Raw genomic sequence first — 26,214 nt, 5'->3', positions numbered from 1 at the left:
TATGGCTGCTCACTTTAAGCACGTAATGCTGATGGTGAAAGATATTCCCGCCACGGTGAAGTTTTACTCAGAGGGTCTGGGTCTGCAGGTGAAGATGGCAAGTCCGGGTTGGGCTGAGCTAGATGCTGATGGCACAACGATTGCGCTCCATGCTGCGGGCGAGACCAGCGCAGGGGCAGATTCGCCTATTCTCAGCTTTCATGTCGATGATGTACATAATTCCATTGCCACTCTAGAATCGATGGGTGCTCAGCTAGAGGGCCGGGTCCGCGAACCTTCTTTCGGTAAGGTGGCTGCAATGCGCTCTCCTGATGGACATCTGCTAAGTTTGCTGCAGCCTAATCCTGTACCAGCAGGAAGTGCTGCTCACTAGAGATATTTTTGACCCTCTCCACCTTCAATTTTGGGGACGGAGAGGCTTTGGACTTTTTATATGAAGCATCATTATTAGGTGTGCACCCTTGTTTAGCGATATTGGAAAGTCTCGCTAAGAGCTTTATGCTAGCCCTCCAGAATTGGGAGACCAGTGCAGGTTTGCATGTTATTCATACGAAAAGTCTGTTAGATGATTTCTGTCAGAGATATGCGTTCATCAGCAAAATGCTGGAGGCGCGGTAATTATGCAAAAAGTGGCTGTGTTTGGCAATGCAGGTGGAGGTAAGTCAAGACTCAGCAAAAAGCTGGCAGACATCACTGGCTTACCCCTTTATGTATTGGACAAGATTAAATACCAAACTGGGGGCGCTGAGGTGCCTGAGGCAGAGTTCCAGCAGTTTCACCAAGAGATTCTGGCAACTGAACGCTGGATTATTGATGGGTTTGGCTCGCTCGATATGCTCTGGGAACGTCTAGATACGGCAGATACGCTGATTTACATTGATCTACCGTTGCCGCTGCATTTCTGGTGGGTGACGAAGCGATTGCTCACGGGATTTTTTAGTCCCCCGACCGGTTGGCCGGACAAAAGCCCCATATGGAAGAGTTCGCTCAGTAGCTATCGCGTTTTGCGGCTATGCCATCGGCTGCTGACGCCAAGATATCGAAAGTATATTACCGAGACTCAAAATTCTAAACAGGTCTATCACCTTCAATCAGCTCGGCAGGTTGCACAGTTTCTAGAGTTGGCAAAAACTTTGATATGACTGCTTTTACCTCTCGCATGGAGCAAGTTCAGGCCCCGATTATTCCGGTGATAGGGGAATTGATTCGACAGCATCCTGGCACGATTTCGCTGGGACAGGGCGTTGTCTCCTATGGACCACCAACTCAGGCCATTATGCGGATTTCTGACTGCCTTCAAGATCCTGAGAACCACAAGTACAAGGCTGTTCAAGGTATTGCACCCTTATTAGAAATCATTGCTCACAAGCTGCAAACTGAGAACAAAATTGCAGTGGATGCTCACGCGCAGGTCGTGGTCACGGCGGGCAGCAATATGGGGTTCATGAATGCGCTGCTGGCGATTACACAGCCCGGTGACGAGATTATCTTGCAGACGCCCTATTACTTCAATCATGAGATGGCGATCGCAACTGCAAGCTGCAAAGCGATATGCATCCCCACCGATGACCATTATCAGCTCAGGCTTTCAGCGATTGAGGCTGCGATAACAGATCGCACCCGCGCCATCGTCACGATTTCGCCGAATAATCCTACCGGGGCCGTTTATCCACCCGAAGATTTGGCGGCAGTCAATCGGCTGTGCAGAGATCGCAACCTCTATCACATCAGCGATGAAGCCTACGAGTACTTCACCTACGGTCAGGCACAGCACGTCTCACCCGCCACCTTTGATCTGGCAGGGAAGCACACCATTTCTTTGTTCAGCCTCTCCAAAGCCTATGGGTTTGCAGGCTGGCGCATCGGCTACATGGTGATTCCAGCGCACCTGATGACGGCAGTGAAAAAGATTCAAGACACGATCTTGATTTGTCCGCCCGTGGTCTCTCAGTACGCGGCGCTAGGAGCGCTGGAGGCGGGTCGAGACTATTGCCAAGACCACCTGAATCAAATTGCACTGGTCCATCAGCAAGCCCTAAGCACTCTAGATTCAGTCCACGATCTTTGTTCAATTCCCCAACCTGACGGAGCCTTTTACGTTTTTCTCAAAGTGAACACGGAGCTAAACGCGATGGCCCTTGTGGAACGGCTGATTAAAGAACACGGTGTCGCTGTTATTCCTGGCGATACGTTTGGCACAGAGAAAGGGTGTTATTTGCGGGTGGCCTACGGTGCTTTAGATAAAGATCAGGTTGCTGAAGGGATGGGGCGTTTGACGAAGGGACTTCGGGTAGTTCTCTAGGATCTCATCGTTAGGACTGCTGTTTGAGGCATTGAGCGTCTAGCAAAATATACTTGACGCCCGTTAAGGCTGAGCATTGTTCTGAGAGTTTTTCTATTACGGGTTTTTCAGACTGTTTTAGGGTTGCGATCGCATCCCCTGCCGCAGGCTCAAACTGCATCAGCCACGGATTCTCAGATACGTATTCAGGGGTAAAAGTCCCTGGTTCCCCCTTATCCAACAGCAGGAAATCAACGCCGTAGGTCTCAATGAAGCGCTTCACCTGTTCAGGATCCGTGCTGTACTGGGCTGAGAGCAAATCGAGCGCCCGCTGTCGAATCTCGCTGTAGTAGCCAAGATGGAATGCGATCGCAATTTCACGACTCACCAAAATCGAACGCTCCGCAAACGACGGAATATTATCGGCATAGCCACTCAGAGACGCCACCATCGTATCTTTCGGCTGCTGGGCAATATATTCATACAGCTCTGGACGCTTTGCAATCACCCAATATTGATTACTCCTCAACACCAGCGGCACCAACGGCACAAAAATGAACACAAAGCAGAGAAACGCTGCAAAGCTAGACAGCAAAAACTGCTTAGGCGTCATCCACTTACCGCTGCGCCGAATGGCAGAGAGCGCTTTCCAAAATCTCTCCAGCAGAACTGTCAGCACGATACCCGCCGCAATCGGCATGATGAACCGAAAGCTAAAGTAGGTATACCGGCTGGGCAGATATAGCCTCAGCAGCACAATATGGGACAGCACAAACAGAGCCAGCGACGGCAGCAAGATTTGCCACAGAATCTCGATTTTAGGCGTCACGTGCTTCATCAAGCCGCGCGGTGATCGACGGAACCAAGGCAACAAAAACGCCAGCCAAGCAATCGGCGGCAGCAGTGGAATCCTCACCCCGCTTCTGCCATGGGTCCAGAACAAGTGCGGGCTAAAGCCGAAGTAGGGAGAGCGCCCCTCAGGCGAGAACTCAACCATTTCCTTCATCTGAGCCGCCGTTACCTGGGGTTCAAAGGGAGTCGTCCGTAACACCGTCGGCAACAGCACAATCACAAGAACGATCATGCCGCCCACCGCCAGCACATAGCTAACGCGCTCCCGAGAGAGCTGCAGCGATCGGCCCTTAAGTTGAATGAGCCGGAGGATCAAGATACCCACCGACACCAGCGCAATCATCGGATAGAACAGCGCCTCAAGGGCAATAAAAACTAGGCAGGGAATCACCCGTCCCTTCAGCAGATAGAACAAAAACCCGGCAAAAAATGGATAGGTAAAGCCCCGCGCCGTCGCCGACAGCACATCGTTTTTGAACCAATACCCCTGATTGAAAATCAGCGTTGCCAGAAACGCCCCCGCAGGCAGCGGAAAAATCTGGAGAACCAGCCCAAAGAAATAGGCCGTCGCCACCAGACCCACCGGAATCGGCAATAGCTTGGCGAACAGCATTGGCTCTATCCCGATCTGGGCCACAGACCAATAGAGTGCCTTAAATCCTGGCGAAGCATAGGCCATGTAGTAGTCGGCAATCCAATCTTTTGGGAACAGATCCGGATCGACGAAACGCTGTAGCCAAACAACGTGTAGTCGCGCATCATCCTGCACGATGTGCTCATGGCTAAACACGTTGAGCAGCGTGACGATGCAGTAGTAGATGGGGATCAACAGAGACAGGCCAAACCAGAACCTGACGTTCTGCTGCGAAAAAATATTTTCTCTAGATATTTCAGCCATGCCGGTCCTAAATGTTATGAATGACAGTCTTAGATCGGGTATCGAGTCCGCTACGCCTGAGGGAAAACACCAGTAATGCAAATATTGAAGCTCAACTTGTGGAGCGGTTGAGGCAGATATCGATCAAACCACCGATCGATAGTGAGTGCCCACTGACTCAAATGGCGGCTGAGAAACTGGGGCGGAATGATCACTTCGGCAAAGGGCGGCGAGAGAAACCCCCGATAGGTCAGATCGTGAATCGAGATATTGTGCTGGTGCAGCAGATCCACCAGCTCCTGTTCAGAAAAGAAAATCTGGTCTTCTGAATATCCTCGATCAATTTTAGTCCGCAGCCATCGCATTCCTTGAATCAGAGGATTGGCTTTCTGGGGTTCAATCACCATCAGATACGCCCCTGGCTTCGCCAGCTTGACCAGGCAGCCCATAACCGCCTCTAAATCAGTCATGTGGTGCAGCGCCCCCACGACCAACACGACATCAGCGATGTGGTCCGGTAGCGTCATCGCCTTGATATTGGAAGCGACAAACTGAGTCTTGTTACAGGGCTGATTTAAAACTTCAGCTACCCGGATCATTTCTGAAGATTGATCAACGCCGATGTAGTGGTCATAGAAACCCTGCAGATACTGAGCCGGGGCACCTACCCCGCAACCAATATCAACCACGGTCCCGAGGGATGGCGTTTGCTTGAGCAGCGGCTGCAAGGCTGAGAGCAGTTGTCCTTTGCGGGCAATGGAAGAGGACAGTGTCCGATCTTTCTGTCCATACTGGAGGGCAATTTGATCAAATAATGCCTGATCCTGACGTTCAATTTCTTGGGTTGACATAGAGGTGGGATGACCTAGCGGCAGGATGTGACAAGGCAAAGGTATCGTTGAGTTTGAAAGGTATAATTTCGACGGGCGCTCACTCCTTTAGGAAAGTCTTGGCTGGATTCTAAAGAACTCTGCCCCCAGCCCAGCCGTCGCCACGCAGCAGCCTTTTGTTTTATCGTCATCAACAGCGCCAATATGTCTGAACAGTTAGGGATTGATTACTTTGGACGCAAACATCCCTTAGCGGACCTCCATAATCAAACAACGCTGAAGTATCGCCGTAAAATATACCATTTCCTTGTCGAGGCCATCGGTGGGGTTGAGGGAAAGGTGATTCTTGATCATGGTTCCACCCCTGACACAGAGCGCGAAGCCAGCAACTGCTTCATTCGATGGCTTGTTCAAGATCAGGCACAGGTAAGGGCAACGTCCCCTGAGCCTATTGCCCATCTCGCTCAGGCATTTCCGGGGGTGAAGGTCATGGATTGGCCCCTACAGCTTGCAAGCAATGAGACTCTAGACTGTGTTCTATCGTCGGCGGTTATTGAGCATGTCGGTTCTCAGACAGATCAGGTTGAGTACGTTCGCAGCCTGCTGCAGCTCGGTTCGCCGCTCCTGATGACCACGCCTAATCGCTATCATTGGCTAGAGTTTCATACCAAGCTACCGCTGATACATTGGCTACCAAGAGCTTGGCATCGGGGGTTGCTCAAGCTGATCGGCAAGACCTTTTGGGCCAGTGAAAGCAATCTGCGGCTGCTGTCGCAGCAAGACTTTGCCACCGTGATTGACCAAGCGTTGCAGCATCAAGCATTGGAGGTCGCTATCACTTGGTACCAGCCTAAGTTTCTAGGCATGGTTTCTAACCTTTGCATCTTTATCCAGCCTACGAGCCAACGGGAGTCAAAGGTCAAGGCTGGCGAATAGACTTCGCGCCTACAAGAACGAAGTCGGAGGCATCCCACTGTTGCACTTGGCCCTCATCCCCCAGCCCCTTCTCCCAAGCTTGGGAGAAGGGGGGCAAGATAAAAGCACTCAAAGTCCCTCGCCCAGAATTGGGAGAGGGATTTAGGGTGAGGGCCGTGCAAGACTTTAGCGAAAGTGGGATGCTCCCAGTCTGCCGATGCAAACTATATACATTAAAGCTTTCGGTATAATTGGAAAGCTCTTCGCTTTGATTTCGTGCATGGAAATTCGTCGTCGTCCCCCCGCTGCCACTGTTGCCGTTGCTGGCTTAGGCTATCAGGTTAAAGTGCCAGAAGGTGAACCCAGCAATATTCTAGAAAAGATTGTTTGGCACAAGGAAACTGAGGTCGATCGGATGCGGGAAGCGCAGCCGCTGCTAGAGCTGAAGAAGCAGGTTGCGATCGCATCTCCCCCTCTAGACTTCATCGGCAGCCTCAGGCAGGGAAAGACGCAGCCAGCGTTAATTGCAGAGGTGAAAAAAGCGTCACCTAGTAAGGGCGTCTTGCGGGAGGACTTTGATCCGGTTGCGATCGCAACCGCCTACGAAGCCGCCGGAGCCTCCTGCCTCTCAGTGCTTACCGATGAAAAGTTCTTTCAAGGCAGCTTCGACTACCTACAGCAGACTCGTCAGGCCGTCCAGATTCCGCTTCTGTGCAAAGAATTTATCCTCTCGCCCTACCAGATCTATTTAGCGAGAGCCAAAGGAGCGGATGCGGTGCTGCTGATTGCGGCTGTGCTCACCGACCAGGACTTGACCTACTTTTTGAAAATCGTGAAATCGTTAGGTATGGCAGCTCTTGTCGAGGTTCATGATCTTACAGAACTCGATCGAGTCTTAGCACTACCCATTGATCTAGTGGGCATCAACAATCGCGATCTGGAGACCTTCACTGTGGATCTGCAGGTCACCTGCGATCTAGCTGCAGCGCGCAAGGAAAAATTAGAGACAGCGCTGATCGTGAGCGAATCGGGTCTCCATACCTCTGCTGACATCAAGCGCGTTGCCCAAGCCGGTGCCAAAGCTGTCCTCATTGGCGAATCACTGATCAAGCAAGAAGCCCCGGTTACCAACGAATCGGAGCACATGTGCCAGAGAATTTCTAGCCTGTTTCCCAGTTAGTCTTAACGGAGATCTAGTCGTTTCATCAGAAGCCGACCCCATCGCCTGTGGGAGCATCCCAAATGCAGCAGGCATATAGTCCGTAGGGATGAGGGTTTAATGGGATCTGTCAGCGGTTCAACCAGTTGCCTGTCGAGGCTCATGCAACCTCAAGGGTTGTCGTGATCTGAGTTAAACTGCACTTAACGTACTGTAGGCCCGACCGTCGAGAGCAACTGGACTTGAATCAGCAACTCGAAATTGACTGGGGAGATGAATCCCCTTTTCCTCTGTCATCAGAAGCCTCCCTTCTCGAAGCGCATAAGTTGGATGCCGATACAGAGGGTTTTCTTGGAGATGTCCTCGACCCGGCACTTGTCTATGGATCGCAGGAGCTTTTAGAAAACAGCGACACGGCCTCTGAAGCAACTCACCGTCGCATTCGACAGCTTGAAAAAGCGCTGGAGCAGTGTCAGCACTACATCTATGAACTAAAGTCACAGATGGTCGACCAGGCTTTTTTAGAGGCACAACTGGCAGCGACCGAAGAGTTTTCCCATATTCAGAAGCAGGCGATTGTGACGCTTAAGGGGCGGCAATCTAGTCAGGCTCAGCTTGATCAAACCGAACTCGATAATCTGCGCCAAGAGAACCTAGCGCTAATCGCCCAGATTGAAACCGTTGCGGGGCAGTCAGAAAGCCAGTCTTCAGAGATCCAATCGCTACAGGATCGGCTCAGGCAGGAACAAGCTGCCGTCAAGCAGATGCAGGACGAGGCCGAGCGACTTTTGACGCAAAATGAGCTATCTCAGGGGGCTGCGGTCCAGGAGACGCAGCAGCGCATTATCGCTCAAACGACGGCAGAGCGGCTGCGGAATTCTCTACGGGAACAGGAAACGACCCTGCAGTCGCTGGAGACACAGCTAGAGCAAAGCCGTACAACCCTGGCAGAGCAGCAGGAAATTATTGACGCACTTAAAACCACGGGTCAGAGAGATTCGCACAAGAATCAGGCGATTCAGAATCTGAGTTCTACGCTGCTCAAGGCCCAGACTAAAATTGCCAAGCTGGAGTCCAGTTTATCGAGTGCGGGTATCATCCAGGCACAGTTTCAGCATTCCACTCAGGAGTACGAGGCGCAAAACCAAACGTTGCAGGAGCGCTCAGAGCAGCTAGAACAGCAGGTCGCCGAGATGCAGGAGCAGATCTTACAGCAGGCTCAGCAGGCCAGTGAGTACGAAACCGCTGTACAGCACTGGAAGGATCGTTGTATTGACGCTGAGCAGACGGTGGATCAAATGAAGCATGTGTTGGAGCATCTGCTTTGCGATCGCAACAACAATGAACCCCTCTCAAATCGCCAGCTAGAAGATGCGATCGCAGAGATTGCGGCATCATTCCCAGACAATCAATTGGCAGACTCAGCTCGAAAAAATTTGATGCTCGATCTACCCTCAATCATGCATCGGTGGCGAAGTTCAAAATCCTGAAATTAGAGACTGCCGTAGACGGGAACTGCCGCCCCCCTGATATCTTGAGCCGCCTCAGAAGCTAGAAAGCCGATTACCTGACCCAAAGATTCAGGCTTGACCCATTGATCCACCTGCTCGGTACCCATCGCTTCCCGGTTGCTGGGGGTATCAATGATGCTGGGCAGCACTACGTTGGCCGTAATGTTAGTTCCCCTGGTCTCGTCAGCAATGGACTGGGTCAAGGCCACTACACCGGCCTTCGCCGCACAGTAGGCTGCAAGCTGTCCACCCGGCTGCACAGCCCCCTGAGAGCCGACGGTGACGATGCGGCCATAACCATGCTGTCGCATCCGCTTGAGGCTATGCTTGCACAACAAAAATGCTGTGCGTAGATTGAGGTCCAGCATTTGGATCCAATCCTGTTCGCTAAATTCATGGGTCGGTCCCATGGCGAACCCACCCACCAGATGAATCAACACATCGACGCGCTGCATACCCATCACCAGCTCAGCCACGGAAGATTCCTGCATCAGGTCAGCTTTGACAAAATGAGTGCGGGCCAGCTCAGCCGCAGATAGTCGCTCCCGCAGGCGATTCACCTCTGATTCATTGATAAAGGGGATTGTAACCTCCGCGCCTGCCATTAAAATCTGCGGCGTAACCCCCAGACCCAGGCCACCCGTTCCACCGGTTATCAATACGTGTTGAGTTTGCATTTATTCTGAAAGAAATGTTTTAAGTGAGGACTATGCCGTACTTTACCCCGTCTATGTGCGGAGCCGCGAGATGAGAAAGCTATATTTCCTGCTGCCCGGAACGACCGGCAAGTTTGCTTGCGGTGGCTTGTTCGCAGAGCTGAATGCGCTGGCGCTGGCGCAGCAGGTCTGCTCAGCAGAGGTGGTCACCTATCGACAGCGAGAGCCTAAGACTCCGTTCCTTGATGACGTTCTGCAAGCACCGGATGACGTGATCTTTGTGTTGAGTTGGGGCTTCGATGTACCGAAGCTAGCAAAACGGTTGAAGGCGCATCACACTCTCTACCACGCCCACAGCTCTGGATACGGCTTTCGGCTACCCGCCAGCGTTCCGATCATTACTGTCAGCCGCAACACAATGGGCTATTGGGGGCAGTGGGCACCGCACTCTTTGATCTACTATTTGCCTAACCAAATCTCGGATCGGTTCTGCAACTTAGAGCAGCCCCGAGATATCGATGTATTGGTGCAGGCCCGCAAGTCTTCTGAATATCTGCTGCAGCAACTGGTCCCGGCCCTGCAGGAAAAGTGTAATGTGTTTGTTCTAGATACCTTTGTCGAAGATCTCTCACAGCTTTTCAACCGGGCGAAGATCTATCTCTATGACTCTGCTGAATATTGGGCTAGAGAAGGTGTCAGCGAGGGGTTTGGCCTACAGCCGATGGAAGCCGCTGCCTGTGGCTGTCAGGTGTTTTCTAGCGTCAATGGGGGGCTGTCGGATTATCTAGATCCAGGGTTCAACTGCCACAACATTGCTGGGTATTCTTGTGAGTTTGACGTGCAGCGAATTTTAAGTGCACTTTCAGCACCGAAATCGCTCAGCCTTTCTGAACAGGTGCTCGCAGAATATCGTACCGATAATATACTTCGTCGCTTGCAGACGGTTCTCCTAGAAGTGAATACCTTGTTTGATCACCAAGAGAAATATGCCTCCAACATTCAGCCCTTAACCTCGGGACGAATTGTTCAGCTACGAAGCCAGAAGCTCTGGCAAAAGCTCCGAGCTAAGCTAGGCAGCTAATAGTGAGTATCTACAGAGGACAAGGGGTATATGTTTTGGGAGCTCCATTAGATTAGCAATTTGATAAATGCTCTACTCTGCAAGCCAATACTGCCAGCACTGCTGGAAATGGGCCGCGATATCAGGACAAACACCCTCTTCAAGAGAAAGCCTAGTCTCTGGATCGATTGTAGTGAGTTCAAAAAGAAGTCGAAAGAAGGCTTCTAGAGACTCTGGCCCCCATTCAGAACCCATACGATAATAAAGAGCAAGGCAACTAGGGCAAACAAACACACCAAGATCTGGAAGTATTATTCCCTGAGAATGTATACCGCCAAAGACAACGCAAAAGGGTGCAGCTGCGCCTGTTGTAACAAGTGCAGCTGGGTTATTGACTGAATCTAGAGGCTTCTCCTCGTTTTGAGCATTTGACCAAAAGTATGGAGCCTCAGTTATGACCTCCGAGGTGCGCTGGCGTAGTAATGTGTAGCCAACTGCTACAGATTCTGTTTTGAAATAGTTGACCAAGACCTCTGGTAACGAACCATCATCAGTTTCAAATAGATAGTGAAGCTCTCTCCAAAGCCAATTCATCTTATTGACAACATCTAGCTTGAGAACAACGGGAGTAAAAGAACCACGAAGTAATAGACCAGCGGTGCAGTAAAAACGTAGCTATCGGCGCGATCTAAGATACCGCCGTGGCCGGGAATCAATTGTCCAGAATCTTTTACGCCTGCATCGCGTTTCATCATTGATTCAGTCAGGTCACCCAGTAGACTCGTAGCGCCAATTAACAGCCCCAAGGCAGTCCCCGTAATCGACCAGAGCGGCCAGCCCAAGGACCAAGATCCCAGGAGCGCGACGGCCACACTTCCTGCAACGCCAAAGACCGCACCTTCAACCGTTTTCTTAGGACTAATATTCGACAACTGTGTGCGACCAAAGAGGCGGCCCATCGTGTAAGCCCCGATGTCAGCCGCCCAGATACATCCAAAGGCGAGTAAGGTAATGGCCAAACCCGTGGGTAAAGCACTGAAATGTCCCCAATCAGCAGGCCAAAAGCCGTTGAGAGCCAAGTTGCTTGTGCCGGCGCTATCGATGGCTCGGATTCTGACCCAGTAGCTCGGAAGATAGCCGCCGTAGAACAGACCCAAAATTGAGGTGGAGATATCGGCAATGGAGGCCAGTTTTGGCTGAAAGAGCAGGTAAAAGCAAATAAAAGTACCTGCCACAGGTAGAACTGCATCCGCGAGATTATTGGAGAGCGTCGAGATGATCAGCAGTGCCTGACTGACAATGATGGTCGTCTTACCTGCAGGCAAAATGCCCTTGGCACGAACCAGTTGGAAATACTCTAGCTGAGCCAGATAAACGAGAATAGCGAGGCCAGCGGTAAAGTACCAGCCCCCCAGAATGGTCCCCCCTAGAGCCAGGATAATGGCAATGATTCCGCTGAAAATCCGAGTCCAAGGCATACGATCTATTCTGAACCCAAAGGGCATTGTCCGACGACGGAGAACCTAAAGACACCGACGCTGAATCGCCTGTTGTTCATCCTTAACGAAGAGATTAGTTGAGAAGCTATGAGCCTCAATGTGCAAATCATACAGCCTACTGAGATTTTAGACGGTACGACGGCGGCAGCCCTACACCAGGCGGTCAGCCAAGCTTTAAATACGGCAGCCACTGTTATTCTAGTGGACTGTCAGGCTGTGACGTTTATGGACAGCTCTGGCCTAGGAGCGCTGGTGCTGGCTCTCAAGATGTCTCGCGCCCAGGGCTGTCGATTCTGTCTATGCGCGATCAATCAGCAGGTTGATATGCTGTTTGGCCTCACGGATACGCATCAGGTATTTGAAATTTATTTAGATCGTGCGGCTTTTGAAGCGACAGTGACTTAGGGTCGCTTCAAAAGCGACAGTGGCTTAGGGCAGATCTGCCGTAAAGTGAATTTGTAGCAGAGAGAGATCATCGCTAAAGGTCTCGGCGACGCAGCGGGTTTTGGTTTGGTCGAGAATCGTGTCTAGACTGGGCTGACCTTTGCTGTGGGAGCTTTTGAGTGCTTCAGCGAATGCCGGAAACCCCCAGATTTGGCCGTCGGGCTGCAGAATTTCATAAATGCCGTCGCTAAACAGATAGAGGGTGCTGTTAATGGGAATGGAGATGCGATCGCAACAATATTCTGCCTCAGCGAACATCCCGATGGGCAATCCCTTTGTTTTTAGTAGCTGAGTCTCAATAGGCTGACTCTCACCAATCAATAACGCCGGAGGATGTCCAGCAGTAGCGTAAACCAGCTCCTGTTTAGCAGGCTGATAGACACCGTACCAAATCGTGAAGTATTGATAATCATGCTCCTCCATTGCAAACAAACGGTTGAGCGCTTCCAGGACCGCCTGGGGATTCTGATAGTCAGCGCCCAGCCCTCGGGAGCGCAGCACCTGCAAAATCTGAACCGAAGAGAGCGCCGACTTGAGACCGTGCCCCGAGACATCTAGCAGGTAAAGAACCAGAGACTCCGGCGTGATCCAAAAATAATCAAAACAATCCCCCCCCAGCTGGCTAGAGGGCACAAACCGAGATCGAATCGTGCAGGGCGATTCCATGGGATCTGGCAAAATGGAGCGCACATAGTCAGCCGCCTCAGCCCGCTCCTGCTCTAGACGCTGGGTCTCTTGCTGCAGTGCCAGATTAAGCTGAGACAGATCTTGATTGAGCTGATAGAGTCGTAGTCCAGCCCGCACCCGTGCCTTTAGCTCGTTGGCATCAATGGGCTTGCTTAAAAATTCATCGGCACCAGCATTGAGTCCCTTAATTCGGTCTTCAAGGTCTCCCCGAGAGGTCAATAGAATAAAAAACGTGGTGGATAGCGACGGATCGGCCTTCAACGTTCGACAGACCTGAATGCCATCCATAATCGGCATCATCCAATCACAGATCACTAGGGCAGGCTGAACAGATTGGGCGAGTTCAATCCCAGCCTGACCGTTGGTCGCGACCGTCACCCTGTACCCCTGCTGCTCAAGGACCCGCTGCAGCAGTAAGCAAGTCACGCGATCATCATCAATAATTAAAATGTGCAACATGCTAGAGGGTAAGGATTTGAGCTAATCTGCTATCAGCAAGGAGATCATGGACTTAATCGAGACGAAGCGTTGGCCCCCCTGCCGATGTCTACAGTCCTTTAAGAATTCTCCCACTGATGCGGTTTCCCAACAGCGTTAGGAGACTCAGCGATCAGGATATCTCCCAGACGATTAGCTCCAAAAATCAGTTGGTTCGCTCCTTTGTTACGGGTTACCCAATGTGCTGAAGCATCACCATCTCCAGGTCAGTACTGATTTAAAGAATCTCAGTACCATACTAGATTGGCTTAATCAGATTGATCATGTCTCTCTTTCAGAGATGGACTGGCTTCGCTGTCAAATTGCCTTAGCGGAAGGCTTTACCAATGCAGTCCGCCATGCTCATCGAGGTTTACCCGTTGAAACCCCCATCGATATTGAAGTCAAAATAGCGCCAGAGTACCTGGAGCTGTACGTCTGGGATCAGGGCCCCTTCTTTAATCTTCTACAGCAGTTAGCAAAAATGCCTCTAGAAGATCGAGAGTCAGACCGAGGGCGAGGACTGATTATTATGAATCAGGTTGCAGATCGGCTCAGCTACGAGCGGCTGCATGATGTACAGAACTATTTGCACATGGTGAAGTATGTCCCGAGCCAACCTTGAGCGGTCGGAGGAGCGCTGGTGTGCTCTAGTGGTGGGCAATTCTCGGCAACACTGGGCTATGTTTTCGGGTTCTAAGCTGCAGCAAACCTGGGATATCCCCTACACAAACGGAGATGCAAAGACGCCTCAGCAGTGGGCTGAGTGGCAGGTGCTCTCTCCAGCGTTGCAATGTATAGATGAGGGCGGTACATCTGATGAAGAAAGACAGTGGCCGTCGTTGTGGATTCTTTCGGTTGTGCCCCATCAAACCCAGCTATGGCAGGGCTATCCTCGGGGAACGCTGCTGCAGCTTACTGATATTCCCCTGCCCGGAATGTATACGTCGTTGGGTTGCGATCGCGCCCTAGCCCTCTGGGCCGCCGGAGAAATCTACGGCTGGCCCATGTTAGTCATCGATGGCGGCACTGCCCTAACACTCACCGGGGCCAATGCCAGCGGTCACTTAGTGGGTGGAGCGATTCTACCGGGCATCGCCCTCCAGCTACGTTCTCTGACGCAGGCAACCCCGCTTCCCGATCTCCAACCCACCGATCCAATGCCGCCACGCTGGGCGAAAAATACAGCCGACGCTATGCGCAGCGGCGTGCTCTATACGATTTGGGCAGGGCTATCTGATTTCATTCAAAGCTGGTGTCAAGACTTTTCTCACAGCCACATCGTCCTCACGGGTGGCGATCATCAGCAGATTTTTCAAGGTCTGCAGGCCCTGTGCAACTCTACAGCGTCTTCTGCCACAGCCGTCCTCCAAATACCCGGCCAAGGGTACGAACCCTGTCAAAATCAGTTAGTCTGTGATGAAACGCTTCTTTTTCAGGGGATTCAACGCCTGCGGGCAAAACGATTAGAATCTCAATAGATCTGTCTCTCCCTGCTTCGAACGGCCTGCTACCCGTAGGCAACATCAGGAGAAATGGGCATACTGTTGAGGCACAATAGAATGATCTCGCAAGGGGTTAAAGCGTAAAGTTGGCGTTGCTTTGTAAAGGAATCAGACCATGACCAGGGTGCACCCACAGGGACATGAGGCGCACAAGCTGAGGCAGTCGTAGATGGAAGGGAGCCTAGACATTACGCTGCTAATGGTGATCACAGTGGTCGCGGGAATCGCCGCCCAGGTGATTGCAGACTACCTCAAGGTGCCCAGCATCGTCTTTCTGCTGTCCTTTGGCATCTTATTGGGACCCAGCGGCCTTGGAGTTATCCATCCCTCTCTATTAGGTAGTGGCCTAGAGGTGATGGTGTCTCTCTCTGTGGCGCTCATTCTATTTGAAGGTGGCCTGAACCTGCAGCTGCGTGAAGTCGAAGAAGTTTCCAGCAGTCTTCGCAACTTAGTCACCATCGGTTCACTGATCACGCTGCTAGGGGGCGGCATGGCAGCCCACTGGCTAAGTGAATTTCCTTGGCAGATTGCCTTTCTCTATGCCTCTTTAGTCGTGGTCACGGGCCCCACCGTTATTGCACCGCTGCTCAAGCAAGTAGGAGCAGATCGCAAAGTCTCGACCCTCCTAGAAGGGGAAGGAGTGATCATTGACCCCGTGGGTGCGATTCTGGCGGTAGTAGTCCTCAACATTGTGCTGCGAGGTAATGCAGACCCCTATACAATTATCAGCGGTCTAACGCTGCGGTTGGGGATTGGTGGAGCCATCGGCGTCGGGGGCGGCTGGCTCCTGGGTCTACTGCTCAAAAAAGCGGAGTTTCTCTCCGAGGACTTGAAAAATCTGTCAGTTCTCGCGGGTTTGTGGGGATTATTTGGTGCGGCACAGACGCTGCTCAACGAATCGGGTCTGATGACAGCGGTAGCGGCGGGAATCATGCTGCGGGTGGCATCAGTCCCAGAGGAACGGCTGCTGCGTCGGTTTAAGAACCAGCTCAGCATCCTGGCAATCTCAGTGCTGTTTATCTTACTGTCAGCCGATCTATCCATTGCCAGTATCTTTGCTTTAGGACCGGGTGGCTTCCTGACGGTTTTAGTCTTGATGTTCGTGGTGCGCCCCATCAATATCATTGTGTCCACCTGGAACAGCGATCTCAACTGGCGACAAAAAGCATTTCTCTCCTGGGTCGCCCCTCGGGGCATTGTGGCGGCTTCCGTGGCGTCACTGTTCTCTATCTCGCTGACGCAGCAGGGCATCAATGGCGGCGATGCCATTAAGGCCCTTGTATTCTTGACCATTATTCTGACGGTGTTTGTCCAGGGCCTGACCGCACGCTGGGTCGCGGGCTGGCTTAAGGTGCGCTCCGACGAAGCCAGTGGTGCGATGATTGTGGGCTGTAATGCTTTTGGACGCCAGCTCGCCCACCTCCTCAAAAATCGCGGGGAAGATGTGGTAATGATCGATGCCAACCCCGACTATTGCCAGCAGGCTCGGTCTGAGAATCTGCGCGTCTACCAGACCAGTGCCTTAGATATGGAAGCTCTGAACAGCGCAGGCGTTTCTTCCGTGGGGACATTTTTAACCGTCACCAGCAACCTAGAGGTCAATTCAGTTTTAGCCGAACGGGTGAATGAAGAATTCCATCCGCCTCGAGTACTTGCGGCATTCCCCACGAAGGCCGACCCGAAGCCAGGAACGGATACGCCCATTAGCCCTGAGATCAAGCGCGCTTTCTCACCCAAGCTATCGATTAAAAAATGGAACCAGTATCTGGCGAAAAGCGAAGTCAAAGTGAATGAGACAGTCCTAGACACCGATGAAGGGAAATGCCAGAAGCAGCGCAATCACCTGCGGGCTTTAGCCAAGGCCGGGACGCTCACGCCCATGCTGGTAGAACGTCAGGATCAGATACGAATTGCTAAGGCAGATGAAGACTGGCAGCCTGGCGATCGGGTCATTTATCTCCTCCATATCCCTAAGCCAGTCGCAGCGGAACCGACACCGGAGAAAGTGTAGCTAGTACTGGAGAAGAATGCATCCTGGCTAAGTGAGAGCGCCCCAACGGGTCAGGAGATCCAGCATTCTTTCACTTGGACAGCTTCCTAAGATTGCAGCTCTCTTTGCAAGATTGTTAAGTCAGGCCATGTGCGACTTTTCTGAAAGACTTGATACTGCGTTGTTCCTGGTCGCTCTGTTTTATGAGAGGCAATGAGAATACAAGGGTTTCAGCGATTAAGTCGCACATCGCCTTAAGTCGGTGTTTTTTGTAAGTCAGCTCGCTCTTCGGCCACAATAGCGCCCTCTACAGGACAAACCTGCAGGCAAATACCGCAGTCAATACAGGTGGCAAAGTCAATCCAGTACCAATCTGTTCCTTTCGTATTTTTACCAGGACCATCATGGATACAGCCAACGGGACAGGCATCGACGCAATCGGCTACGCCTTCGCAAACGTCAGTGACAATGGTGTGAGCCATAATTTTTTGATCTCAGGAACGCGATTTTCTCTTTTTTACCTTAATCGTTTTTGAAGCTTGAGGAAACGTTGCTGTCAGCAAAAGCGAGCTAAAGGTTCATCTTTAGCTCGCGTTACAGAATGAATTAGAGAGTAAAATTAGCGCCGATCGTTCGGCCAAAACGATGCGTTGCTCTTAGAAGGTTCTGCTTTGAGGGCCTTTTCCCCCACGGTGTCTACGACGCTCTGGCTTAAGTTCTGCTAACTTGGTGCGCTGCTCTGGAGTGAGAACCTCACGAATTTTGAGTTTTGTCTCAAAGCGCTGCTCACGTAGCTCTTGACGAAGTGATTGACTGTCTTGGTACTGCGTGCGTAGTTCATCTGAGCTAGCATCGCTGGCAAAAAGTTCGCGCATCTTTTCTCGTGCAGCACGTGCTTCTTCTCGGCCTGGTCCATTCTCGCGGGCCTGTTGACGAATGTTTTGAATCTCTGTTTTTTGAGCATCTGATAGATCGAGCTGCTCAAAGAGTTTGCTGCGGTCCCAACCTCGACGTTTCTCACCTTTCCCTTCTGTAGGCGTTTCAGATGCTTGAGCTAAAAGGAGTTGCTCTGACTGAGCAACAGCCGCCTTGGGCGCGGCGGTAAAGTGGGCAATCGTGCCGCCCAGGGGAATCAAAATAGTAGCTGCGGCAAGTACGGTGACCTGGTTGAATTTCATGGTTAAATCTCTTGGATAGAAAGCTAAAGGCTCTGGGAAACCGGTTTTCCTTTGAACATCTCTATCCTATGAAATTGGGTCTTGGTCTCACTAGGATCAAAGCTCCTAAATCGATTGCACCGGGGGTACTAATCCTGTTCTAGTCCTTTGGTACTAAATTCTTTGAGCGATAGGTCAATTCCACCAGGCGCTGGAGTCGCTGTTCTATAGTGGAGGCGCAATCCATTGTTTGCGGTCATGCTGCGCCGATCCCCTTTGTCTCGCCATCCGTTTCGGCTGCTGCTCTATTTAGAGTGGATTTTGGTTGCGATCGCAACCCTAGCTATCCTCTCGCCCCTCCCCAGTCGCCCCCCCAATCGTCCTCGACCCGCAGCTCAAATCAGGGTTGTTCCAGCTCCATTCATCGAACGGGCACAGTCACCCCCCATTCACGAACGCCCCTTCCGACGACATCGACGCAACTATCCTCGATACCCCATCGCCGCAGTGACCAGCATCGGCATTCTCGGCCTTCTAGGGCTGCGCCTCCCCACTGGTTCCACACGTCTCCCCCAGGGACTCTACACACTACTGGGGTTAGAATTGAGCTGGCTCGCGGTTCTAATCGGCAGTCACGCTCAAACTGCCTTTCCGCCTCTATTGTTAGTCGTGGTCATTCGCGCCTGCCTAATGTTCCGCTGGCGCGGTCGAATTATCGTCACCCTGCTCGCCTACATCTCCTTTCTGGTAATGCTGGGGTTAGCCGTTGCCAGAGTTCATTTCTTGGGTGTCCCTCTGACCCGCCTGCTCCATCGAGAGCGCTTCCGCCTGCAGCCTGACTTTTTAGATGCTGTGGTCCTGAATTCCTCTTTGCTATTCGGATTTGTCCTCATTTTTGTCACGTTACTGGTCAGCGCCTTACTGACCGCGAAGCAAAGTCAAGACAATCTGACCCAAGCCAATGAGCGCCTGCGTCGCTATACCCTCTTGATTGAAAATCAGGCTACCCTCCAGGAACGACAGCGCATCGCCCGCGAGATGCACGATTCAGTGGGGCATTCCCTAACAGCTCAAAGCATTCAGCTTGAGAACGTTGATCTATGGATGCCCCAGGATCAGACAAAAGCCCTCGATCACCTGCAAAAAGCACGACAACTCGGTAAAAATGCCCTACAAGATGTCCGGCAATCCGTCGCCTCTCTCAGGGTTGATCCGCTGCAGAATAGAACCCTAACCCAAGCCCTGCAGCAGTTAACCAAAGCCTTCGAGCAAAATACGGGCATCAAAATAATTGCTCAAATTGCCGAAACAGCGACGCTGCCCAAAGAATTCGCGAACGCCTTATTCCGATTGACGCAAGAAGCCCTCACCAACGTTTCCAAACACAGCCAAGCCACCGAGGTGCAGCTTCACTTTCGGGAACAGAATGCTGATTATCAGCTTCAAATCACAGATAATGGACAGGGGTTTGATCCCACGCAGCACACCGTCGGATTCGGACTGCAGAGTATGCAAGAGCGCACAGAAGCACTGGGGGGTACCTTCACATTACACAGCCAACCCCAGCAAGGATGCCAAATTCAGGCCATCATTCCACGAGGGATCCGATGATTCGCTTACTACTCGTTGACGATCAGGGGATTGTCCGCGAAGGGCTACGCAGCCTCCTGGATGCCAAACCTGACTTAGAAGTGATTGGCGAAGCAGAGAATGGACAGCAAGCGGTTGAGCAGGCAATTGCCCTGCAGCCTGACGTGATTCTAATGGATGTGCGAATGCCGATTATGGATGGCGTGGCCGCAACCCGCACCCTGCATGAACAGGCTCCCCATCTAAAGGTGCTGATATTGACCACCTTTGACGAAGATGACTACGTGACTCGTGCCATGCGACAGGGGGCAAAGGGTTATTTGCTCAAAGATACGCCCTCCAACGAGCTAGCCGAAGCCATTCGAGCTGTCCAGAAGGGCTATACCCATCTAGGACCAGGACTCTTTGATAAGGTGATGACGGCGACTCCAGCAGCTCCCCCGCCGCCGCCTGAGATCAATGAGCTAACACCCCGAGAGCTAGAGGTTTTGCAGCTGATCGCAGCGGGTAAGAGCAATCGTGAAATCGCGGACGCGCTGTATATTTCGGAACGGACTGTAAAAAATCACGTTAACAGCATTTTGAAGCGGCTTAATTTAAGAGATCGCACCCAGGCCGCTATCCTAGCCACGAACCTGCAGTCTCTAAAAACTGAATGAAAGCCCCCAATGAAAGCGCGAGTTGAGCAAGAGATCTTAATTATTGACCAGAACGATTTACCCCAGTTCAAGAAAGGGGGATCGGTGGTCCGCAACAGCTATTTTTGGGCACTGAAAGCGATTGCAGGTCATGCACCGCGCTACGGTGACTGGGAGTATGAAGTCGAAGTTTGGCTGGCCCTCAAGCGAGTCCTGCTCGCTTTTCAGGAATCTGGCTATTTGGGTTTGTCTGAAACGCAGCTTGCCTTTGCCCCCGAGGTGATGGATATTCCTGATGTGTTGCGGGCCGTTTCGACCTGGCAACCCCTTGAGTAAAAATGTTGGATTAAAAACATCAATGATACCTTCTAACAACTTTGGTCAGTTGATTGCCGAAGCTCAAAAGTTAGTCAAGCCCGTAGCTCTAGCACGTCCCTCAGAAGATGCAGGTACCGTTGGCTGTGCTCTCCAAGCTCAAGATGGTCAAATCCATACCGGTATTTGCATTGACCTCGCCTGCGGCATTGGCTTTTGTGCCGAAGCTTCTGCAATCGTGAATATGATCAAAGAAGGTGAAACAGTGATTGACTACATCGTCGCTGTTTCAAAAAGAGGAATTATCCCCCCCTGTGGTCGCTGTCGAGAAATGATGGTTCAGGTTAGCGAGCAAAACTACAAGACTTTAGTGATCGTTTCTGAAACTGAGGTCGTACCCGTGAGCGAGCTGCTACCGCGTCATTGGCTAAGCCAATAAAGTAGATAATCTACTAGGTGATTAGGGTCATGGCTGCCGATCTCGCCAAATGACTACTTGGGGAAGCAAGCAACCTTCTACTGAACCAGAGTGTGCGAGATCGGCATTCCTCCTGACTCTCTTACAGGCAGCCGTCCGCGTTTCGTCGTGAATGAAGTTCCAAGATTGGCTCAACCCGAACTGAAGTGACTGAGCCTTCAATGCTTAAAGATCCAAGCCAAAGTCATAAAAGAAGTCTTGATAAACTAGACCGTACTCGCCGGCCGCCAGCGGACTGTTAACCTTGGCACGATAGGTCGTGAGTCCGACACTACTGCTACTTTGTAGCTCTTCGTATACCAAATTGACCTTAGTCTTTTCTCGTATCCCTTGTTTGACGCGAACGCCAGCTCCAAAGAATTCCTTCAGTCCACCGCCACCAGCTCTGCCCGTTTGAACCTCACGTCGGTCTTTCTTCGAATCGAGTTTCACGAGAACAATATAATCGTTAGGGGAAATGTCAGAGGGGAGAGACATCTCAAACGTTGGGGAGTGATCAGAGATTCGTAAATTTGACCTACTCCCGCTAATGACTGCTTTTTGCTTCGAGGGCGCAACCCAAGGTGCCAATAGCCTAGAGCCCGAAGTGATCTGAACATTGGGCTTGCGTCGTTTCATGATGTGTTCTTGTTCGTCAGCAATCAGCTTCACTGAACTCAGCGCAATGCTAACCGCATTTCCTTGACTATCTTGATGTGTGCCAACCTTTGTAACGTCAGGTGACTGTTTCGGAGCCAGCATTGCGTTCATTATTTGTTGGCTTACACCCTGCTGACGAAGTTCAATTAATGCTTCAGGAGAGGTATCAAAATTAGCAGGGCTATTTTGGACAGAAAGAATAATTGTTTCTTCAGGAATTCCCGCTTTAATTAGCTTGAGAACATCACTATTCGTGAGAAATTCCCTAGCTGATTGACTCAATACAACGACGGGATTCAGGAGGATAGCTGATGTTGCAACCCACAGGGTCTTTTTGAGAAAACTTTGTAGCTTCATGTACAGAGTGAAGGATATCGAGTGAGCTATTACAGACAGAACTATTATTCTCAGGATTAAGCTATTAGCAAGGTATTGTCAACTCTCCTTTATGAAGCTCAATCCAGCAAAATTGTGAATCAGCTGTAAAGATCTCTGAAATTTACGATGAGGAGCTTTCCGCTTTTGCCGCGTGCTCAAATTGGGAAAAAGCATTCGTCTCTCAATCGTGTCTGTTGCCAGTGCTAAATTTCTAATGACCTTTGTTTGATTACTGGCGAAAAACGATGGTGTGTAGCAATGATCACAACAGCCTGTTGCTAGAGATAGTTCCCGAAATTGAGACTATTTCCATAAGCGAACTTTTTTCTCATCATTGGTCCAGGATCAAGACCTCAGAAAGGCCTGAGGAATACGCTATTGTAAAAATTGCTTATCCACGTCAGAAAATTGAGAGATCGACTGTATATGGCCTACGAAACTGAAAAACAAATTGCGATTAAAGCGGCCCTAGCTGCCGGTCAGCTTTGTGAGCGTGTCCGACACGAAATTTCGCCAGAGGCCATCGAAAAAAAAGATCGCAGCCCCGTCACCATTGCTGACTTTGGTTCTCAAGCCCTGATCTGTCGAGAATTGGCAACTGAGTTTCCCAACGACCCTGTAGTAGGCGAAGAAGATGCCGCTGAACTGAAGCAGCCCGAGATGGCAGAGCGACTGTCTCAGGTTGCTGATTATGTCGGTGCCATCGCCCCCAACACCACTCCTGATCAGGTGGTCTCCTGGATCGATCACGGCAACGGCTCCGTGGGACCGCGCTACTGGACCCTAGACCCTATCGACGGCACCAAAGGCTTTTTGCGGAAAGATCAGTATGCTGTGGCCCTTGCCCTAGTCGAAGATGGAGAGGTCAAGGTCGGCGTTCTTGTCTGTCCTGCCCTCCAGTTGAGTGCAGCCCAGCCCGGACTGATGTTTGTCGCTGTTCGTGGCGAAGGCACAACGATGTCTGGACTTGACGGCCAGAATCCTCAAACTATTAAAGTTGTAAGTTCTGAAAATGACCCAAATCTACGGTTTGTTGAGAGCGTAGAATCAGGCCACGGCAACCAAGCTCAGCAGGCTGAAATAGCTAAAGCTGCGGGCATTACCCAAGACTCTTTAAGAATGGATAGCCAAGCTAAATACGGTGCAGTGGCTTCAGGGGAAGCGGCTCTCTACCTACGTTTACCTTCACCCAAAACCCCAGACTACCGGGAGAAAATTTGGGACCACGCGGCCGGAACCATTGTTGTCGAAGAAGCCGGAGGGCGCGTCACAGATATGCATGGCAAACCCCTCGATTTTTCCCAAGGTGCAAAGCTGGTGGATAACCAAGGGGTGGTTGTCAGTAATGGCCTACTGCATGACAAAGTGATTGCGGCTTTACAGCAGCAGACATCCTAAGTCAGAATGACTCGCCATAGGGGCAATTGAATCTATGGCGAGAGGCATAAACTATCGGAACTGATTGGGCTGTAGACGCCGCCCTCTCTGGTTAGGGGCTGTGCTACGAGTGACCGGAACACCGTCAGTCAATGCGACGCCTGTTCCACCGTCTGACGCATCTAGATAGGGCTTAAGCGGAATACCGGCGCTGGAGGGTCGCTTCCCTTGCCCACCCAAAATGGAGATGCCCAGGTTAACGAGTTCATCAATGGCACCTTCGCCGCTACCAAGGTTTCCAATAGGAGCTTGGCCTCCATCCGCAAAGGTGGTCACGCCCTGAGTTTGCTGGCCGCTATCGGCGGTGGTGAGATTTTCAAAGACAGAATCGCGTGTCTGAAGCGGATCCTGACCGGGTGGAACCGTAAACACGAGGCGACAACGACCGTTGCTCTCTGTGGTGACGCAGACCGTGTTGTAACCGTTCTCTGTTGAGGTTTGCAGCTCTTGCAACCCGTCGGGCCGATATTCTTCTAGACGTTTGGCGATTTCTAGACAGCGCAGTTCCGGCGTCCATCCGCCCCCCAGCTCCTGCGGAATGGCCCAGGGAAAGGCTTCTCCCGGACGACTTTCGGGGTTATACATGACTGAATATTGGTTGCCGCTGGACTGGCAGAAGAACCGCTCATCGTTGGGGGTCGTGGCAGTGGTTGATTCTGACTCGGTTGCTGCTTCGGTCTCACTCGAATCATCTGTCCCAGCGGCTTCCTCTGATTCGATATCGTCAGGATCAACAGCATCAGAATCGACGGGGGGTAGTTCTGAGTCAATTGGTGCTTCGTTGTCTGGGTCAACATCTTCGATTCCTGGATCAACGGGAGGTAGTTCCGTCTCTACAGGTTGGGCTATTGCAGTTGATGGAGTCAGGGTTGCGATCGCAACCGGCAGGCCCAAGGCCATGGCCCCCATCAATCCCATCGCTCTTTTCAGCATTGGACGCCGCTGGCTCTTAGTACTTGCCATGAAAACACACCTCAAAAGTTTGCAGCAGAAGGAAAAGTTCTTCATTTTTCACTGACCTAGGCAGGAACATCAAGGTTCCCTATTTACACCTTGAAATGTTACGAAACTTTATTAATTGGTATACTACCTGGGTACTCTGACAAAGCAGCTTAAGGATCTCTCGTACATGACCGCAGCTCTCAAGCCCCGCACGATCCCCCCTGAGTTTCTGCTGCCCCCCGAGACCTTTGGCCCCACAATCTGGATTTTTCTAACAGCAACAGCCCTACTAACCGGTGGCACTCTGGGTCAGTTTGTTTGGAATTGGCCCGGTTGGATTTCCTTCCTGTGCAGCATTGTGGCCCTGCACCTCGCCGGGACTATCATCCATGAAGCCTCTCACAACGCAGCCCACACCAATCGCATTGTCAACGCAACTCTCGGACACGCTAGCGCCCTGATGCTGGGTTTTGCCTTTCCGGTTTTTACGCGGGTTCATCTGCAGCACCACGCCAACGTCAACGATCCTGATAAAGACCCTGACCACTTTGTTTCGACCGGCGGACCTCTGTGGCTAATTGCAGCCCGTTTTTTCTATCATGAGATCTTCTTCTTTCAGCGGCGGCTGTGGCGGAAGTACGAGCTACTGGAGTGGTTCTTGAGTCGTTTGTACCTAGTGGCTTTGATTGGTTGCGCCATTCAATTCGGCTTTATTCACTTTGTACTCAATTTCTGGTTCGTGCCAGCGCTAATCGTGGGCATCACCTACGGCCTCTTTTTCGACTATTTTCCGCATCGACCCTTCCAAGAGACGGCTCGCTGGCGCAATGCCCGCATTTATGCCAGCCCCATCCTCAACGTCTTGATTTTGAGTCAGAACTATCACCTGATTCACCACCTCTGGCCTTCGATCCCCTGGTATAGGATTCAGCCGTCCTACTTTGCGGTGAAGCATCTATTAGACGAGCGTGAATCCCCCCAAACGTTCGGAGTCTTCGACGATCGCAAAAACTTTATGGGCTTTCTCTACGATATTTTCGTCGGCGTTCAGATCGAGAATATTGAGCAACCTCTGGAATCAGAAGAGACCGTGTTACCAGAGCCAGCTTCTGAAGACTTGCAGCGAGAATCTGAAGAGCTAGAGCTAGAGCCAGTCCTGGTAGCGGCCAAAGCCAAAGTCAGCTAGAGGGGTGATCAGACAAACCCATTCTCACCTGAAGCATTTGTGTCTCATCGCTTTAGAGTCTCATCAGAGAACTTACCCACTCTGCTGATCGGCAAACAAGAAATTCATTTCAGAGCACGTTCACAACGTAGTGATTTCTTTCGCTTCCGCTCCTGATTCGATATTGCCGTACTCTCATGCTGTGGCTGCTTTGAAGAAAACCCAGTCATTTTGCTCGTAGCTCATTAGCTGTGGCAGATTATCGTTGGACATTTCCCTATAGCCATTCTTAAGCAAAAGATGCCTGGAGGAGATATTTCCAGGCGTCACAGTCGCCCAAAACTCTTTTACGCCATAGTTCTTTTGCACAAACTGCTGCAGCCAAGCCAGTGATTCACTTCCATAGCCTTTTCCCCAGTAGGGAAAGCCGAGGATGTACGCAACCTCAGCACGATGCTCGATTACCGTCGCCTCTACACGCCCAATTGCGGTCCGTGACTCCCTGAGCCGCACGACATAATCAACCCATCGTTCATGACTTCGATCGCCATAAGGCCCCACCTCTCGTGAGATAAATGATTCTAATAACTCATTAGAACTTGGAGCAACACCATCATCAACGTGTACATAGACTCTTGGATCGCAGAGAATAGGCTGCAGCTCTTGAGTATGCTTTCGAGTAATCCGCTCATATGAGAGACGCGTTGATTCTAAAGACATACCCGATCTAAG

28 protein-coding genes are annotated in these 26,214 nt (G+C 51.3%); 17 read left to right on the top strand and 11 right to left on the bottom strand.

The window, feature by feature from the left end; all coding sequences use genetic code 11:
* The first annotated feature begins 1 nt into the window (after nt 1).
* From C1752_RS07325 to C1752_RS07310, 3 genes are all read left to right on the top strand, one after another.
* Nucleotides 2-373: a VOC family protein gene (locus C1752_RS07325; protein WP_110985390.1), complete on the top strand. Its 372-nt coding sequence runs from the start codon at nt 2-4 to the stop codon at nt 371-373.
* A gap of 247 nt (nt 374-620) precedes the next feature.
* Nucleotides 621-1,142: a P-loop NTPase family protein gene (locus tag C1752_RS07315; RefSeq protein WP_110985388.1), complete on the top strand. Its 522-nt coding sequence runs from the start codon at nt 621-623 to the stop codon at nt 1,140-1,142.
* Nucleotides 1,139-2,302, top strand: coding sequence for a pyridoxal phosphate-dependent aminotransferase (locus tag C1752_RS07310; protein ID WP_110985387.1), 1,164 nt, complete (start codon nt 1,139-1,141; stop codon nt 2,300-2,302). Before C1752_RS07315 ends, C1752_RS07310 begins: the two co-directional genes overlap by 4 nt.
* 10 nt (nt 2,303-2,312) lie before the next feature.
* Here the strand turns inward: C1752_RS07310 and C1752_RS07305 are convergent, their stop codons facing one another.
* Nucleotides 2,313-4,031, bottom strand: coding sequence for a glycosyltransferase family protein (locus tag C1752_RS07305; RefSeq protein ID WP_110985386.1), 1,719 nt, complete (start codon nt 4,029-4,031; stop codon nt 2,313-2,315).
* A 50-nt stretch (nt 4,032-4,081) separates the two neighbouring features.
* Nucleotides 4,082-4,861, bottom strand: coding sequence for a class I SAM-dependent methyltransferase (locus C1752_RS07300; protein ID WP_110985385.1), 780 nt, complete (start codon nt 4,859-4,861; stop codon nt 4,082-4,084).
* Nucleotides 4,862-5,044: 183 nt separating this feature from the next.
* Here C1752_RS07300 and C1752_RS07295 point away from each other — a divergent pair, with 183 nt between their 5' ends.
* The 3 genes from C1752_RS07295 to C1752_RS07285 all read left to right on the top strand — a co-directional run bounded on the left by C1752_RS07295 (nt 5,045) and on the right by C1752_RS07285 (nt 8,404).
* Entirely contained in the window at nt 5,045-5,776 is a 732-nt protein-coding gene (locus C1752_RS07295; RefSeq protein ID WP_110985384.1) for a class I SAM-dependent methyltransferase, read from the top strand.
* 259 nt (nt 5,777-6,035) lie between these two features.
* Nucleotides 6,036-6,935, top strand: a complete 900-nt coding sequence (trpC, locus tag C1752_RS07290) for an indole-3-glycerol phosphate synthase TrpC (protein ID WP_110985383.1) — start codon at nt 6,036-6,038, stop codon at nt 6,933-6,935.
* 221 nt (nt 6,936-7,156) lie between these two features.
* Nucleotides 7,157-8,404 carry a coiled-coil domain-containing protein gene (locus tag C1752_RS07285; protein ID WP_110985382.1) on the top strand — a complete coding sequence of 416 codons (1,248 nt, stop codon included), beginning with the start codon at nt 7,157-7,159 and terminating at the stop codon, nt 8,402-8,404.
* Between the two features lie 2 nt (nt 8,405-8,406).
* Here C1752_RS07285 and fabG read toward each other — a convergent pair whose 3' ends face one another.
* Nucleotides 8,407-9,102, bottom strand: coding sequence for a 3-oxoacyl-ACP reductase FabG (gene fabG / locus C1752_RS07280; protein ID WP_110985381.1), 696 nt, complete (start codon nt 9,100-9,102; stop codon nt 8,407-8,409).
* Nucleotides 9,103-9,172: 70 nt separating this feature from the next.
* Here fabG and C1752_RS07275 point away from each other — a divergent pair, with 70 nt between their 5' ends.
* The gene (locus C1752_RS07275) at nt 9,173-10,162 is read left to right on the top strand and encodes a glycosyltransferase (protein ID WP_110985380.1); all 990 of its coding nucleotides are present in this window, start codon (nt 9,173-9,175) and stop codon (nt 10,160-10,162) included.
* Nucleotides 10,163-10,234: 72 nt separating this feature from the next.
* Here C1752_RS07275 and C1752_RS29220 read toward each other — a convergent pair whose 3' ends face one another.
* On the bottom strand, nt 10,235-10,396 hold the full coding sequence (locus C1752_RS29220; RefSeq protein ID WP_233501432.1) for a hypothetical protein: 162 nt from the start codon (nt 10,394-10,396) through the stop codon (nt 10,235-10,237).
* A 353-nt stretch (nt 10,397-10,749) separates the two neighbouring features.
* On the bottom strand, nt 10,750-11,619 hold the full coding sequence (locus tag C1752_RS07265) for a phosphatidate cytidylyltransferase (protein WP_110985378.1): 870 nt from the start codon (nt 11,617-11,619) through the stop codon (nt 10,750-10,752).
* Between the two features lie 108 nt (nt 11,620-11,727).
* Here C1752_RS07265 and C1752_RS07260 point away from each other — a divergent pair, with 108 nt between their 5' ends.
* Nucleotides 11,728-12,045, top strand: coding sequence for an STAS domain-containing protein (locus C1752_RS07260; RefSeq protein ID WP_110985377.1), 318 nt, complete (start codon nt 11,728-11,730; stop codon nt 12,043-12,045).
* A gap of 24 nt (nt 12,046-12,069) precedes the next feature.
* Here the strand turns inward: C1752_RS07260 and C1752_RS07255 are convergent, their stop codons facing one another.
* Nucleotides 12,070-13,230 carry a PP2C family protein-serine/threonine phosphatase gene (locus C1752_RS07255; protein WP_110985376.1) on the bottom strand — a complete coding sequence of 387 codons (1,161 nt, stop codon included), beginning with the start codon at nt 13,228-13,230 and terminating at the stop codon, nt 12,070-12,072.
* 220 nt (nt 13,231-13,450) lie between these two features.
* On the opposite strand from C1752_RS07255, the gene C1752_RS07250 reads away from it, so the two are divergent.
* From C1752_RS07250 to C1752_RS07240, 3 genes are all read left to right on the top strand, one after another.
* Nucleotides 13,451-13,873: an ATP-binding protein gene (locus C1752_RS07250; protein ID WP_110985375.1), complete on the top strand. Its 423-nt coding sequence runs from the start codon at nt 13,451-13,453 to the stop codon at nt 13,871-13,873.
* Complete coding sequence (locus C1752_RS07245; RefSeq protein ID WP_110985374.1) at nt 13,854-14,729, top strand: pantothenate kinase; 876 nt, start codon at nt 13,854-13,856, stop codon at nt 14,727-14,729. The genes C1752_RS07250 and C1752_RS07245 overlap by 20 nt, the downstream gene beginning before the upstream one ends.
* A gap of 193 nt (nt 14,730-14,922) precedes the next feature.
* A complete protein-coding gene (locus C1752_RS07240) occupies nt 14,923-16,764 on the top strand; it encodes a sodium:proton antiporter (RefSeq protein WP_110985373.1) in 1,842 nt (613 codons plus the stop codon).
* Between the two features lie 233 nt (nt 16,765-16,997).
* On the opposite strand, the gene C1752_RS07235 is transcribed toward C1752_RS07240, so the two are convergent.
* Nucleotides 16,998-17,225, bottom strand: a complete 228-nt coding sequence (locus C1752_RS07235; RefSeq protein ID WP_110985372.1) for a ferredoxin family protein — start codon at nt 17,223-17,225, stop codon at nt 16,998-17,000.
* A gap of 174 nt (nt 17,226-17,399) precedes the next feature.
* Nucleotides 17,400-17,921 (bottom strand): Spy/CpxP family protein refolding chaperone, encoded by a 522-nt coding sequence (locus C1752_RS07230; RefSeq protein WP_110985371.1) that lies wholly within the window; start codon nt 17,919-17,921, stop codon nt 17,400-17,402.
* 237 nt (nt 17,922-18,158) lie between these two features.
* Here C1752_RS07230 and C1752_RS07225 point away from each other — a divergent pair, with 237 nt between their 5' ends.
* Genes C1752_RS07225 through C1752_RS07210 form a run of 4 tightly spaced genes read left to right on the top strand, consistent with a single transcriptional unit; the run spans nt 18,159 to nt 20,882 of the window.
* A complete protein-coding gene (locus tag C1752_RS07225; RefSeq protein ID WP_110985370.1) occupies nt 18,159-19,511 on the top strand; it encodes a sensor histidine kinase in 1,353 nt (450 codons plus the stop codon).
* Nucleotides 19,508-20,149, top strand: a complete 642-nt coding sequence (locus C1752_RS07220; RefSeq protein WP_110985369.1) for a response regulator transcription factor — start codon at nt 19,508-19,510, stop codon at nt 20,147-20,149. The genes C1752_RS07225 and C1752_RS07220 overlap by 4 nt, the downstream gene beginning before the upstream one ends.
* 9 nt (nt 20,150-20,158) lie before the next feature.
* On the top strand, nt 20,159-20,464 hold the full coding sequence (locus C1752_RS07215) for a hypothetical protein (protein WP_110985368.1): 306 nt from the start codon (nt 20,159-20,161) through the stop codon (nt 20,462-20,464).
* Between the two features lie 22 nt (nt 20,465-20,486).
* A complete protein-coding gene (locus tag C1752_RS07210; RefSeq protein ID WP_110985367.1) occupies nt 20,487-20,882 on the top strand; it encodes a cytidine deaminase family protein in 396 nt (131 codons plus the stop codon).
* 204 nt (nt 20,883-21,086) lie between these two features.
* Here the strand turns inward: C1752_RS07210 and C1752_RS07205 are convergent, their stop codons facing one another.
* A complete protein-coding gene (locus tag C1752_RS07205) occupies nt 21,087-21,917 on the bottom strand; it encodes a hypothetical protein (protein ID WP_110985366.1) in 831 nt (276 codons plus the stop codon).
* A gap of 447 nt (nt 21,918-22,364) precedes the next feature.
* Between C1752_RS07205 and C1752_RS07200 the strand changes: the two genes are divergently transcribed.
* A complete protein-coding gene (locus C1752_RS07200; protein ID WP_199464309.1) occupies nt 22,365-23,336 on the top strand; it encodes a 3'(2'),5'-bisphosphate nucleotidase in 972 nt (323 codons plus the stop codon).
* Between the two features lie 51 nt (nt 23,337-23,387).
* Here the strand turns inward: C1752_RS07200 and C1752_RS07195 are convergent, their stop codons facing one another.
* A complete protein-coding gene (locus tag C1752_RS07195) occupies nt 23,388-24,338 on the bottom strand; it encodes a COP23 domain-containing protein (RefSeq protein ID WP_233501429.1) in 951 nt (316 codons plus the stop codon).
* 166 nt (nt 24,339-24,504) lie between these two features.
* On the opposite strand from C1752_RS07195, the gene crtR reads away from it, so the two are divergent.
* Nucleotides 24,505-25,503, top strand: a complete 999-nt coding sequence (crtR, locus tag C1752_RS07190) for a beta-carotene hydroxylase (protein WP_110985364.1) — start codon at nt 24,505-24,507, stop codon at nt 25,501-25,503.
* 174 nt (nt 25,504-25,677) lie between these two features.
* On the opposite strand, the gene C1752_RS07185 is transcribed toward crtR, so the two are convergent.
* Nucleotides 25,678-26,202 (bottom strand): GNAT family N-acetyltransferase, encoded by a 525-nt coding sequence (locus C1752_RS07185; protein ID WP_110985363.1) that lies wholly within the window; start codon nt 26,200-26,202, stop codon nt 25,678-25,680.
* Nucleotides 26,203-26,214: the final 12 nt, after the last annotated feature.

Source organism: Acaryochloris thomasi RCC1774 (assembly GCF_003231495.1).
Taxonomy (GTDB): domain Bacteria; phylum Cyanobacteriota; class Cyanobacteriia; order Thermosynechococcales; family Thermosynechococcaceae; genus RCC1774.
This window is presented reverse-complemented; position numbering and strand designations above follow the sequence as displayed.